This window comes from Halorubrum shenae, from assembly GCF_051194165.1.
Taxonomy (GTDB): Archaea; Halobacteriota; Halobacteria; order Halobacteriales; family Haloferacaceae; genus Halorubrum.
Window position 1 is genome coordinate 34284 of sequence record NZ_JBLZNI010000009.1, and the last position, 13234, is coordinate 47517.

Annotated in this window: 8 protein-coding genes; 3 read left to right on the plus strand and 5 right to left on the minus strand. The window is 64.9% G+C overall.

Features of this window, described 5'->3' with window-relative positions; genetic code table 11:
* The first annotated feature begins 110 nt into the window (after nucleotides 1-110).
* Entirely contained in the window at nucleotides 111-1448 is a 1338-nt protein-coding gene (gene hemL / locus ACNS88_RS11675; RefSeq protein ID WP_435097634.1) for a glutamate-1-semialdehyde 2,1-aminomutase, read from the plus strand.
* A 38-nt stretch (nucleotides 1449-1486) separates the two neighbouring features.
* Here hemL and ACNS88_RS11680 read toward each other — a convergent pair whose 3' ends face one another.
* Together ACNS88_RS11680 and uvrA are read right to left on the minus strand one after the other, a co-directional pair.
* Entirely contained in the window at nucleotides 1487-2746 is a 1260-nt protein-coding gene (locus ACNS88_RS11680) for a magnesium transporter (protein ID WP_435097637.1), read from the minus strand.
* 104 nt (nucleotides 2747-2850) lie between these two features.
* Nucleotides 2851-5802 (minus strand): excinuclease ABC subunit UvrA, encoded by a 2952-nt coding sequence (gene uvrA, locus ACNS88_RS11685; RefSeq protein ID WP_435097640.1) that lies wholly within the window; start codon nucleotides 5800-5802, stop codon nucleotides 2851-2853.
* A 269-nt stretch (nucleotides 5803-6071) separates the two neighbouring features.
* Here uvrA and ACNS88_RS11690 point away from each other — a divergent pair, with 269 nt between their 5' ends.
* The gene (locus ACNS88_RS11690; protein ID WP_435097643.1) at nucleotides 6072-6194 is read left to right on the plus strand and encodes a hypothetical protein; all 123 of its coding nucleotides are present in this window, start codon (nucleotides 6072-6074) and stop codon (nucleotides 6192-6194) included.
* 68 nt (nucleotides 6195-6262) lie between these two features.
* Here ACNS88_RS11690 and tatC (ACNS88_RS11695) read toward each other — a convergent pair whose 3' ends face one another.
* Nucleotides 6263-8485 carry a twin-arginine translocase subunit TatC gene (tatC, locus tag ACNS88_RS11695; RefSeq protein WP_435097646.1) on the minus strand — a complete coding sequence of 741 codons (2223 nt, stop codon included), beginning with the start codon at nucleotides 8483-8485 and terminating at the stop codon, nucleotides 6263-6265.
* A 144-nt stretch (nucleotides 8486-8629) separates the two neighbouring features.
* Between tatC (ACNS88_RS11695) and tatC (ACNS88_RS11700) the strand changes: the two genes are divergently transcribed.
* Nucleotides 8630-9796 (plus strand): twin-arginine translocase subunit TatC, encoded by a 1167-nt coding sequence (gene tatC, locus ACNS88_RS11700; protein ID WP_435097649.1) that lies wholly within the window; start codon nucleotides 8630-8632, stop codon nucleotides 9794-9796.
* 311 nt (nucleotides 9797-10107) lie between these two features.
* Here tatC (ACNS88_RS11700) and ACNS88_RS11705 read toward each other — a convergent pair whose 3' ends face one another.
* Together ACNS88_RS11705 and ACNS88_RS11710 are read right to left on the minus strand one after the other, a co-directional pair.
* On the minus strand, nucleotides 10108-10596 hold the full coding sequence (locus ACNS88_RS11705) for a hypothetical protein (RefSeq protein WP_435097652.1): 489 nt from the start codon (nucleotides 10594-10596) through the stop codon (nucleotides 10108-10110).
* A gap of 437 nt (nucleotides 10597-11033) precedes the next feature.
* Nucleotides 11034-13208, minus strand: coding sequence for a glycosyltransferase family 2 protein (locus ACNS88_RS11710; RefSeq protein ID WP_435097655.1), 2175 nt, complete (start codon nucleotides 13206-13208; stop codon nucleotides 11034-11036).
* Nucleotides 13209-13234: the final 26 nt, after the last annotated feature.

The window sequence follows — 13234 nt, forward strand, 5'->3', positions numbered from 1 at the left end:
CGATTCGCGACGCCGATTTGCGACGCCGGCTGGCCGGCTCCGGTGATCTGAAGTTGGTCTCGCCGCCCGGTTCGGCAACTACTTTCATCCCGCCGACCCAACCGTTGGACATGAACCACGAGCGCTCGCGCGCGCTGTACGACCGCGCGCTGTCGGTCATGCCCGGCGGCGTCAACTCTTCCGTCCGGGCGACGATGCCGCATCCGTTCTTCATCGAGCGCGGTGACGGCGGCCACGTGATCGACGCCGACGGTAACCGCTACGTCGACTGGGTGATGGGGTACGGGCCGCTCCTGTACGGCCACGACCTGCCCGACCCGGTCCAGGCGGCGATCCAGTCGCACGCGTCTGCGGGCCCGATGTACGGCGCGCCGACCGAGATCGAGGTCGAACACGCCGAGTTCGTGGCGCGACACGTCCCGAGCGTGGAGTCGATCCGGTTCGTCAACTCGGGGACCGAGGCGACCGTCTCGGCGGTGCGGCTCGCGCGCGGCCACACCGGTCGCGACAAGATCGTCGTGATGCAGGGCGGCTACCACGGCGCACAGGAGTCGACGCTCGTTGAGGGGTCACCGGGAGACGCACATCCCTCGACGAAGGGGATCCCGGAGTCGTTCGCCGAGCACACCCTCCCGATCCCGTTTAACGACCCGCAGGCTGCGAAAGAGGTCTTCGCGGAGCACGGCAACGAGATCGCCGCCGTTCTCGTCGAGCCGATCTTGGCGAACAAGGGTATCGTCACGCCGATCGACGGCTACCACGAGACGCTCCGAGACCTCTGTGACGACCACGGCTCGCTGCTGGTCTTCGACGAGGTTATCACCGGGTTCCGGGTGGGTGGCCTCGGCTGCGCGCAGTCGAAGTTCGGCGTCACGCCCGACGTGACGACGTTCGGGAAGATCATCGGCGGCGGGTTCCCGGTCGGCGCGATCGGGGGGAAAGCCGAGATCATCGAGGAGTTCACCCCCGCGGGCGACGTGTTCCAGTCGGGGACCTTCTCCGGACACCCGGTAACGATGGCCGCCGGGAAAGCCGGACTGGAGTACGCCGCCGAAAACGACGTGTACGAACACGTCAACCGCCTCGGCCGCAAGCTCCGAGAGGGGATCGCCGAGATCTGCGCGGAACGGGCACCCGAGTACACCGTCGTCGGCACCGACTCGATGTTCAAGACGATATTCACCCGAGATGCGCCCGATGACGTGGACGCCTGCTGTGCCGGCGGCTGTCGGCAGAACCCCGACTGCGCCCGCTACGACAGCTGCCCGAAGACGGGCGCCGACGTGGCTCGCGCCGCCACCGACCGGTGGGAGCGCGTGTTCTGGCAGGAAATGAAGGAGCGAGGCGTGTTCCTCACCGCCAACCAGTTCGAGTGTCAGTTCACCTCCTACGCGCACACAGACGAAGACGTCGAGGAGACGCTGGCGGCGTACCGAGAGGCGATCTGACCGAGAGCGTCGGCGACGGTCTCGTCCCTTTCTTCCGCCTACAGCAGTACCGCGCCGGCCAGTCCGAGGAAGACGAAGAAGCCGAGCACGTCGGTCGCGGTCGTGATGAAGATGGTCGCCGAGGTCGCCGGGTCGTATCCGAGCTTGTCTACGATCAGGGGCGTCAGCGCACCGAAGAAGCCCGCGATAACGAGGTTCGCGACCATCGACACCCCGATGACGGCGCCGAGCAGGACCCCGAACTCGCCGTACGAGAAGGCGGTCGCGATAACCGCCACGAGCGCGCCGGTGATAAGCCCGTTCGCCGCGCCGGCGATCGCCTCGTTCGCGATGACGCGTCTCCCGGTCGAAAGCGACACCTGGCCGAGCGAGATCCCGCGGACGGTGACCGCCATCGACTGCGTGCCCGCGTTCCCGCCCATCCCGGCGACGACCGGCATGTAGGCCGCGAGGATCGCGACGGCGGTGATTGTCGACTCGAAGAGGCCGACCACCGCCGCGGCCATGAACGCGGTCGCGAGGTTGAGGATGAGCCACTTATACCGCCGCCGGACCTTCACGACGGGCCCGTCGAGCACGCTCTCTTCTTCGGCGACGCCCGTGAACTCGTAGAGCCGCTCGCCGGCGGCCTCGTCGATCAGCTGGAGGAGGTTGCTCGCGTAGATCACGCCGAGGATGTCGTTGTCCTCGTCGAGCACCGCGACGGTCCGCTCGCTGTTCCGTCGGAACACCGCCAACACCTCCTCGTCGGCGCGGTCGTACCGGACTGACGGCGTCTCCCGGAGGTAGTCCGCGATCCGGTCGGTCTCCCGGTCCGCCACCGAGAGCGCCGCGCCGGGGAGCTCGCCGAGGAGCGCGTCCCCGTCGGTGACGAGGATCGTCGGGACGCGCCCCGTCCGGTCCTCGAAGCGGCGGACGCGCTCGGCCACCTCGTCGAACCCCCGACTCCGGTCGACGGTGACGTAATCGAGGTTCATCAGCCCGGCCGCGCTCTCGGGGTCGAACGACAGCAGGAAGTCGATCTTCTCGCGACGCTCGGCGTCGAGTGTCCCGAGCACCGCCGTCCGGGTCTCCGCGTCGGCGTACCCGAGCACGTCCGTCACCTCGTCCGGGTCGAGTCCATGGGTGAACCGCTCCAGTTGCGACCGGCTCATGTCCGCGACGAGCGCCTCCCGGGCCGGCTCCGAGAGCGCGAAGAACACGTCGCGCCGCTCGTCTCGCGGCAGCTCCGCGAACGGTACGGACGGCTCCGTCGACATCGAGATGGTCTCCCCTACATCTCCCGCCTGAGTGGCCATACGCGGGACGGAGGGGCCGTCGAGTCAATTATGTTCCCCTGCTCGGCACCGATCGGTTTTTAAAGAGTACGCGAGGTCTCGGTCGTCGTCCGCGATCGCCGCCGTCAGTCGTCGTCGGCCACCGCGGGCTTCCGACGGTCCTCGCGCGGCCCCTCCAGGTCGACGTCGGGGAGCATATCGCGGAGGTACCGTCCCGTGTGCGACTCGTCGGTGCGGGCGACCGCTTCCGGGGTCCCGCTCGCGACCAGTTCCCCGCCGCCGTCGCCGCCCTCGGGACCCAGATCGATCACGCGGTCGGCGTTTTTCACCAAGTCGAGCTCGTGTTCGATGACGACGACCGTGTTGCCGGCGTCGACGAGGCGGTGAAGCACGTCTATCAGCTTGCGCTCGTCCGCCTTGTGGAGCCCCGTCGTCGGCTCGTCGAGCAGGTAGAGGGTGTCGCCCGTCGACTTCTTGCCCAGTTCCTCAGCGAGTTTCACGCGCTGCGCCTCGCCGCCGGAGAGCGTGGTGGAGGGCTGACCCAGCTCCATGTAGCCGAGCCCCACGTCTTTTAAGAGCTTCAGGCGGCGCTGGAGCCCCTGGTGGCTCTCGAAGAAGTCGTACGCCTCCTCGACGCTCATGTCGAGCACGTCCGAGATCGTCGCGCCCTTGTACGTGACCTCGAGCGTCTCGTCGTTGTAGCGCGCCCCGCCGCACTGCTCGCAGGGGACGTACACGTCCGAGAGGAAGTTCATCTCGATTTTCACCGTCCCCTGGCCGCCGCACTCCTCGCAGCGCCCGCCCTTCACGTTGAAGGAGAACCGGCCCTTCTCGTAGCCGCGGCGCTTGGAGAGTTTGGTCTCCGCGAACAGCTCGCGAACGTAGTCGAACACGTCGGTGTACGTCGCGGGGTTCGACCGCGGCGTCCGCCCGATCGGCGACTGGTCGATGAGCCGCACGGTCTCGATCCCGTCGATTCCCTCGATCGCGTCGTGTTCGCCGGGATCGACCGAGGTGTTGTCGTTCATCTCGCGGGCGAGCCCTTTATAAAGAATGTCGTTGATCAGGGTGGACTTCCCGGAGCCGGAGACGCCGGTGACGGCCGTCAGCGTGCCGAGCGGAATCGACACGTCGAGGTCCGTGAGGTTGTGCTGGCGGGCGCCCCGCACCGTCAGCTCGCCGTCCGGCTCGCGGCGCTCGTCGGGCACCGGAATCTCCTTGCGTCCGGCGAGGTAGTCGGCGGTGATCGAGTCGTTGGCCGCGACGATGTCGTCGAAGTCGCCCTGCGCGACCACTTCGCCGCCGCGCTTTCCGGGACCGGGCCCCATGTCGATAATCTCGTCGGCGCGGCGCATCGTCTCCTCGTCGTGCTCGACGACGACGAGGGTGTTCCCGAGGTCGCGGAGCCCGGCCAAGGTGTTCAACAGGCGGTCGTTGTCGCGCTGGTGGAGCCCGATCGACGGCTCGTCGAGCACGTAGAGGACGCCGACGAGCCCCGACCCCACCTGCGTGGCGAGCCGGATACGCTGGCTCTCGCCGCCGGAGAGGGTCGACGCCTCGCGGTCGAGCGTGATGTACTCCAAGCCGACCTCCTCCATGAAGCCGAGCCGCGCGCGGATCTCTTTGAGAATCTCCGTCGCGATGGTGGTCTCGCGCTCGTTCAGCTCGTCTTCCATCTCCTCGAAGTGTTCGCGCGCCTCGACGATCGACAGCTCGCTCACCTCGGTGATCGCGGTGTCCCCCACGAGGACGTGTCGCGACTGCTCTTTCAGACGAGTCCCCTCGCACTCCGGGCAGGTCGTCACGGCCATGTACTCCTCGATGTGGTCGCGGGCGCGCTCGGAGTCGGTCTCAACGTGGCGGCGCTCCAAGTTCGGGATGACGCCCTCGAAGCGCTCGGTCTTCTCGCGGGTGCCGTTCTTCGTGGTCCACTCGAAGTGGACGAGGCCGTCGGTGCCGTAGAGGAACTGCCGCTGAATCGATTCGTCCAGCTCCTCGAAGGGCGTCGAAAGCGAGACGCCGAAGTGGTCGGCGACGTTGTCGAGCTGGCGGGAGTAGTAGGTGCGGTCGTAGCTCCACGGCTCGAAGACGTGTTTGAGCGGCTTCGAGGAATCGTCGATCACGAGACCCTCGTCGACCTCCTTCGTCGAGCCGATCCCCTCGCACTCGGGACAGGCGCCGTACGGGCTGTTAAAGGAGAACGACCGCGTCTCGATCGCGGAGAACTGCACGTCGGAGTTGGGGTTGCCCAACTCCTCGGAGAACTCGACGACGAGCCGGTCGTCGGCGTCGGCGTCCGCGGCCAGCGACCCGGTCGAGCGCGCGTTGGAGGCGAACGGCACGTCCTCGGGCGGGTCGGGGACGATCAGCTTGAGCGCGCCATCCGCCTCTTCTACGGCGGTCTCGACGGAGTCCGTGATCCGCGAGCGAGCGTCGGGCGAGACGGTGACCCGGTCGACGATCACGTCGATGGTGTGGTCGTAGTTCTCGTCGAGGTCAGGCTCGTCGAGGGTCAAGTCGATGGGTTCGCCGTCGACCTCGACGCGGGCGTACCCGTCGCTCACCAGCTCCTCGAATAACTCCTCGAACGCGCCCTTCTGATCGCGGACGACCGGCGCGGCGACCTTCGCGCGGGTCCCCTCGGGCAGTTCGAGGATCTGCTTCACCATGTCCTGTGCGGACTGCTCGCCGACCTCCTCGCCGGTGACGGGGTCGTACTGGGTGCCGATCCGGGCGTACAACAGCCGGAGGTAGTCGTGCAGTTCGGTGACGGTCCCCACGGTCGATCGGGGGTTGTTCGCGGCGTTCTTCTGGTCGATGGAGATCGCCGGCGAGAGCCCCTCGACCGACTCCACCTGCGGTTTGTCCATCTGTCCGAGGAAGTTGCGGGCGTACGCCGACAGCGACTCGATATACCGGCGCTGTCCCTCGGCGTAGACGGTGTCGAACGCGAGCGACGACTTCCCCGACCCGGAGAGCCCGGTGACGACGGTGAACTCCTCGCGCGGGATCGACACGTCGAGGTCCTTGAGGTTGTGTTCCTCGGCGCCGCGGACCTCGATGTTCTCTTTGCTCATAAGTTGGGATCCGCCGTGACGTGTGCGCTGCTTGCGGAATAAATGCGATTCATCGTTATCCGAATCAAGCGCTGAAGGCACTTAACGGACTCACTTCTCCCCATCCGATATGGGGTGACGTCGAACCGGCGGACCTCGTCGTCGCGAACCGCGCGTCGAAACGCCCGGACGCGTACGCTCGAGCGACGCGCACCGTCGCTTCCCTCCACCGGACGCAACCCCGCAGAGCCCGCCTCGAACGGGTCAGACCGTCCGATACGTCGTCATCGATGCCGACGGACGCGGGCGCGACCGCGTTCGACTCCTGTCTCGGGTGGGAACGGGCGGACAGAGAGCGCCACCTCGCGGAGACGACCGATGCGACGCTCGGTAGCTACCTGTCTTCCACCTGAGCGCTTCGCGAGTGGGTCCCCGACCCCGTCGACGTGAGAGGGACGGGTGACCGATCGGCGTCCGCGCCTCAGCGCCCGACGAGGTCCGAGGGCGGCGAGAGGTTCCGCCGGCCGCCGAAGGTGACGAGGAACAGGACGCCGATGCCGAGGCCGTACGCCGCCATCAGCGGGAGCGTCGCGAGGAACATGGTGATCACGTCGGCGGGGGTGAACACCGCCGCGAACAACATGATCCCCACGGTGACCTCGCGCCAGCGGCCCCGGAAGACGTCGTACGGGACGCCGGCTTTGTTCAACAGGAGCATCGCGATCGGGATGTCCGCGAGGAAGCCGATCCCGACGGTGGTGTAGACGACGAGCCAGAGGAAGTCGCTCACCTGATAGGTGATGATCATGTTCGCCAGCTGGGCGTCGGTGACGAGCCACCCGATGATCCCGGGCGCGATGTACGCGTACCCGAGCGCGAAGCCGCCGAGCAACCCGCCGAGCAGCGCACCCGCCCAGAGGTACACCTGCCAGATGCGTCCGGCGACGAAGCCGCGCTCGCGGAGCGCGGGCCACGCGTAGTAAAGGACGACCGGGAACACGGCGACGATCCCGAGCAGCACCGAGAACTTCACCATGAAGATCAGCGCCTCGACCGGGTGGAGCGTGATGATGTTGATACCCCCGTCGATCGCGGCCGGGACGCGCGACTCCAGGTCGTTGCGCACCGTCGCGAGCCCACCGAGGTACAGCCACGTGAACGCGGCCGCCATCACGCCGCCGAAGACGGCGACGAGCCGGAACGACCGCGACCGCAGCGAGTCGAAGATGAACTTGATGTCTTTGTAGTAGCCGCCGATGTCGTCTTCGGCCTCCTCCTCGTCGCCGTCTGTGAGCTCGGAGAGGAACGTCGAGCTGGCTCGGGAGGTGCGGTTCTGAACGGTTCCCACCAGTCCGTCGTCGCCGGACCCCCCGGAGCCGCCCGCAGAGTCCCCACTTTCGGTATCTGCCCCGTCACCGTCTCCGCCGTCGTCGCCGTTCACCGCGTCGAACCGGTCGAGGATCGCCTGCGCCTTCTCCGAGTCGTCGTCGTCGATCGCGGCCTGCGCGAGCGCGAGCGACTCCTCCTCGCTCATCTCCGCGAAGGCGTCGTTCGGGGCGGCGCGGACGCCGGCCGCGTCGAGTTCGCCCACGTCGATGGCGGCGGGGTCGCCGTACTGGTACCCCGCGCTCGTCGTGTCGAGGTCGGCGAACACGGCCCACAGCGTCGCGACGGTGACGAACGCGAGCGCCCAGCCGGCGGCGTATATCCCGGCCGCCGTCGCCGGGTCGACGCCGAGCCCCGCGCCGGGTTCGAGGAAGCGCCAGTCGCTGTTGACGAGTCGGAGGAGGTCGTTGAGAGCGGGCCGTCCGCCGTACTCGTAGAAGGCGTACACGAGCCCGCCGCCGAGGACGGCCGCACCGCCGACGACGTTCCAGTGGTTCCGGGCCGCGCCGAGCACGTGGATGCGGTCGGAGCTCCGCTGGGCCGTGACGACGAGCTTCGCGAGATAGAGGCTAAAGCCGTACAGGACGATGAGCGGGAACGCCCACATCAGCTGGGTGAACGGGTCCGGCGGGGAGAACATCGCGCCGAAGACGAAGATGGCGACGACCGCGTAGCGCCACTTGTCGCGGAACGTCTCGTACTGGACAATCCCCGAGTAGGAGAGCCCGGTGATGAGAAGCGGCATCTGCCCGGCGAGGCCGAAGGACAGCGAGAGGAAGACGATGAACTCCGTCCACATCACGATCCCGTAGGTGGGCTGGAGCCCGGCCTCCAACCCGAAGCCGGCCAGGAAGGAGAACATGATCGGGAAGAAGGCGTAGACCCCGTAGGCGACCCCCACGGTGAAGAGCCCGGCACCGAGGAGGAAGATCCCGGCGAGCTTCCAGCGCGCGACCGGCGACTGCGGCCACGCCCCGCGGGCGCGGAGCTCGTCGCGGGCGACGTAGATGAAGGGCGGAATCGCGAAGATCACGCCGACGACCAGCCCGATCTTCGCCTGCAGGAGGATCACCTCGAACGGGGTCGTCGCGATCACGTCGGTGTCGGCGGCGACCGCGGCCGACATGTTCGACTTGGTAACGTTATACAGGAACTCCCAGATGAACACGCGGAGCGCCCAGAACGTCGCGAGGAATCCTACCAGGAAGACGACGAACACCTTCTGGAGGTCTTTCTGAACCGACCGGAGGAAGGACTTCGCCGACTCGCGTCCCTCCGCGAGCGACTGTTGGGTATCCTCGTCGAGGGCACTCGCCATACGGGACTGGAAGTCCGTCGCCGTTATCAACCTTTTCGACCGCGTTCGCGTCGGCGCGTCGTCTCACTGGCGGGCCGGCGCGCCCCTCGCTGCTCGTCGCCATCCGAAAAGGCCTATAATCACCCGGTTGCGTAGAAGAAGTGAATGGACGACTCGGACCGGTCGCGTGACGACTCCTCGATCCCCGAGGACGACTCGACCGACGACGACGGGACGGTCGACAGCGCTGACGCCGCAACGGACGACCCGGCCGAAACGGCCGGTGACTCGTCCGAAGACCCTCGAACCGACGGTGACGAGGGCGGGGACAGTACCGAGTCGGACTCCGCCGAGTCGGAGGTGTCTCCCGGGGAGACACCGGAGATCGACTCGGAGGACGACGCGAGCGACGGGGACGCGGGCGATGGCGGCGCAGGTGATGACGAAGACGACGACGCAGGCGACGACTCTGCCACCGATGAGGCAGGCGACGCCGACGCCCCCGCCGACACCGACGACGCGGCCGTACCGACCGTCGAGGACGGCGGCGTCGCGGGCGCAGTTGAGGAACCCGTCGTTGGGGAAGCAGAAGAGGAGTTCGTGGGCCTCGATGCGCCCGAGACGGACGAGGAGATGCCGCTTGCGGTCCACATCGAGGAGATGATGCGGCGTCTAGCCGTCGTCTTCCTCTTCGGCGGGCTGGCGACGCTCGTCGTGGTGACGGAGTCGACGGAACTCATCAACTATCTCTGGGGGTACCACATCCCCGCGCCGCTGGAGAACCGCCCGCGGCTGTACGGCCCCCTCGAACTCCCGCTCACGCGCCTGAAGGTCGCCGGGCTCGCGGGCGTCGTCGTCGGGCTCCCGGCGTTCGTCTACGAGACGTACCGGTTTATGAAACCCGGGCTGTACGAGAACGAGCGGCGCTACTACCTCGCGGCGGTCCCGACGAGTCTCGTCCTCGGCGGGATCGGCATCGCGTTCGCGCACTTCCTCGTGTTGCCCGCGATCTTCTCGTATTTCACCACCTACACCTCCGACGCCGCGACGATCGCCTTCGGCCTCGCGGAGACGTTCAACCTGATCGTCATCATGCTGGCGTTCATGGCGATCGTGTTCCAGATCCCGCTGTTCATCATGCTCGCGATCATGATGAACCTCGTTACCCGACAGTGGCTGGAGGCGAAGCGCCTCATCTTCTGGGGGTCGTTCCTCGGGATCGCCTTCCTCTTCAGCCCCGACCCGACCGGGATGGCGCCGATCATCGTGACGCTCACCATGATTGTGCTGTACGAGGGGACGCTGGCGGTGCTGCGCTGGACCGGGAACTAGACCGCGCTTCTGGTTTTTATAAGTGGTCGCGGCTCTATGGACGGTGCGTGGCGGCGTATCCGTGACGTACTCGCGGTCTCAATCGCTCGTTTATACGAGATTGGCTCTGTTGAAATTCTTAGCCTGTGGCACGTTTCAGCGATTCTGCTGAATACGCCGCGCGAGTCGGTCACCCAACTGACGGTCATCTTGATGCTGTCGGGACGCACCTTTCACACAAAAACCGCGATGGCAAACTGGTCCAGGTAACGGGTGCCAGTCTACGTCATCGACGCCGACTTCGATTCGGAGATTACTGACGCCGCCTGACATCAGGGGCGGACAGTAAGGTTCTCTCTCTCGTAGAGTTTCTTCGTACCGCCGTTCTCACCACGCTCACCAAGCCTGACTGCACCCGTACAGACGAACTTGACCGGCGTCGTCTTTCCTTCCTCGAAGTCGGAAGGTTCCCACTCGGAGTTCCCGAAGATATCGTAGGGGCCGAACTCCCACGACACCTCGCCAGCACGGGGGCCGAGGGAATCCACTTCGTTTACACGGAACCGCTTTTGCGGAAGGAAATAGCCCCCTGGCGACTCTGCGTCGTTCGGGTTCTCGACGACGATTAGCAGTGCAATGTTTCTTGCGTCCATGCCGAGGCGTTTGTACTCAACGGACACCTCACCGCTCACCGAGAACGAGGTGACAACGCCATCCTCGTCAGTCGTGATGTTTGGCTCCAGTTCGACGAACTCTCCTTTCGCCTTGCCTCTGTCTTCTTGTGCCGCCGCTGCGCTGCTGGAGAAGGCCCCTAAGCCCACCCCTGCCGCTAATGTTGCTCCTCCAATTCCTCCAGCCGTTTGAGTATGTCACGTCGTTGCATCGTTGTTGTTCAGTCAGCACGAGGTATCAGTTCACTATCCAACTCAAATCCTCATGCTAACATTATAATATCCAGAGTGTCAGAACATATGTCTTTTGGAATGTTAACTAGGATGTCAAGTTAGTGAGTCTCTCTGCTCGCACGGACGCGCGGACGTGGTATCACCTTCTCACGCGCTCGGACATCCTTTAGATGGCTCTACCCCACATCAGCGAGTCTGGAACAATGTCGTCGTTTGCTGAACGAATCCTCTGCGTCGGTCACGCGGATTGTAATAGAGAATTGATAGGTTGGTGATGTCAGTGTGAGATGGATCCGCTATCTCCAGCAAAACCCGCTCATGACGACCCTGCGACAACCCAGGCTTGACCGGTTTCAAGCATCTGGAGTGTCCGATCCTACGACTGGCTGCTCCTTCCGTGTCACCGTCCAGATTTGGGGTGCACTAGACATATGCAGGTACAACGAGTGGAACTGGACGATCCAGCCGAAGGCGATCCAGAGGTAGGCGACGATCACCGTTGCGACAATGCGGCGTGGCGTCATCGACACCTGTATTTCCGGGTCGCGAAAGACCGTATACATAAACGAGATCGCGCGCTCGGGAAGGAGGAAGGCGGCGAGCCCGACGGCTACGGCCGGCGAGATACCAAGCGAGGTATCAAGTGCAACGGTCGGGAGCGCGAGTGCTGGAAAGACCGTGAACAGTGGCGCGCTCACGGCGAGGAACAGAAGCCAAGAGAGACCGAAGGTTCGGCGGATTCCGAGACTGCGCCACGAACGCAACACGGGACCGATGCGCCGAGTGGCTACCTGTGCCCACCCCCGTGACCATCGCTCGCGCTGTTGTAGCAGTGCCATCCACGTCCCGGGAAGAAGTTCTTTCGCGACCATTTCGGAGACATACGCTATGTCCCAGTCCGTCTCAAGGTATAACCGGGTCGTCAGGTCGATGTCCTCAGTGAGCATCTTGGAATTGAAGCCGCCGACCGCCGGAAGGACCTGCTGACGGATCACCGCTGCCGATCCGGCGAAGTGGGCCGCTGCGAGGATATCATCACTAAAACTCTGATCGAGCCAAGTGCTGTGCTGGCGTTCCGTGCTGGAGAACCAGGACAATAGCGAGGCATCCGGGTATAAGGCACACTTCCGACCCTGGACGATTCCGACGTCCGGCCGGTCTGATAGCACCCTGAGAGCCTGAGTGACAAACGACGGACCAACCGCCTCGTCGGCGTCGAGAACCAGAGCGTAGGGCGTCTCAACGAGGTCCCAAACTTCGTTCAGGTCGGCACCCTTCGACCCGCCGGTCGCCTCAGCGACTCGGACGCGGTCGGGGTAGTCCTCCTGTACTGCGTGCATCAGTTCAGTCGTACCGTCCGTCGCCCTCGCTGCCGGGACTAAGAGGAACGGGAGAGGCGAGAGTGCGGTTACATTGTCTCGGAGGGACGCCGAGAGTGCGTCAACGTCGTTCAATGCCGAGACGACCACTGTAACCTCTGTATTTTCGAGGCCCGGCGTGGGCTCGGTGTGGGGGTCCTCGCGGTCGCGACGCCACACGTTGACGAGCATTGCGTAGTTCAGCGCGACGCCGACCACGAGGAGGGTGATGAAGCCGCCAAAAACCGGGGCAAACAACCACGGAACCGCGACAAAGACGCTCAGCACCAACCCGTTCACGATGACGAACACCACCAGTACGTGTAGTGTCACGGCCATCGTGGGACCGGCGATCCATCGAAGCACAGACGGGGACGACTGAGGCGCACTAATCGTCGCAAGCGCGACGATCGCCGCCGTGCCGGTCACCGTCACGAGGAAGCGGTTGAGAGGCGATCGGAGCGTTAACGTCCCGGGTGGGGTACTGAGAACGATCGAGATCGCGCCGAGGATGCCGACGACAATCCCACCGAGCAGTAGGGTCTCCCACCGCTGCCGATCCGACTTGTTGTCGACGATATTTGTCAGTGGTGAGTGTGTCCGGGCCCAGAACGTGTGAAGCAGCAACGACGCAAACCCACCTGCGTATAACAGTAGCCCTGCTCGCGGTACAATCGGGTCTCCCAGAAGCATAAACAGGGATCCAGCAAATATAGCACCGTGGCTCAAGGTCAATACTGTGGCACGCACGCGAAGGGAAATCCTAACCGAGCTGATGTCGACGGTGAGGAGCAGCCCCTGGAAGGCAGTCGCGAGAACCATGAGCCGGATTGCAAGCGGGATCTCGACGACGGTAGTGAAGAGATCTGCAGCGAATGCCACGCCAGCGACAAAGGTGAACCCACCGACGGCAGTAACAGCGAAAGGGAGCCACCCCGTGTCACGCATCAGTGTCATCCGAATCTCAGTCGACAGCGAGAACATGGCTAGGGAGCCACCACCTATCGCGAGGAGACCGTATCCGACCGTTCTGGTATTCGGACCGAGTCCGACGCCGATAATTCCAGAGAGCGCAACGGCGATCGATAGGGCCCAGACGGAGACGTAAAGCCATCGTGGAACCACGTTGCGCTCTGGCCACGATTCGAGCCAGCGAACCGAATTGATCATAATCCCTTGGCTGCCCGACCGGTCGC

Bases quoted from the DNA above. Each gene is read 5' to 3' on its own strand.
- ACNS88_RS11710 (WP_435097655.1), bottom strand. From the start codon at position 13,208: ATGATCAATTCGGTTCGCTGGCTCGAATCGTGGCCAGAGCGCAACGTG.
- hemL (WP_435097634.1), top strand. From the start codon at position 111: ATGAACCACGAGCGCTCGCGCGCGCTGTACGACCGCGCGCTGTCGGTC.
- ACNS88_RS11690 (WP_435097643.1), top strand. From the start codon at position 6,072: ATGCCGACGGACGCGGGCGCGACCGCGTTCGACTCCTGTCTCGGGTGG.
- uvrA (WP_435097640.1), bottom strand. From the start codon at position 5,802: ATGAGCAAAGAGAACATCGAGGTCCGCGGCGCCGAGGAACACAACCTC.
- ACNS88_RS11680 (WP_435097637.1), bottom strand. From the start codon at position 2,746: ATGGCCACTCAGGCGGGAGATGTAGGGGAGACCATCTCGATGTCGACG.
- tatC (WP_435097649.1), top strand. From the start codon at position 8,630: ATGGACGACTCGGACCGGTCGCGTGACGACTCCTCGATCCCCGAGGAC.
- tatC (WP_435097646.1), bottom strand. From the start codon at position 8,485: ATGGCGAGTGCCCTCGACGAGGATACCCAACAGTCGCTCGCGGAGGGA.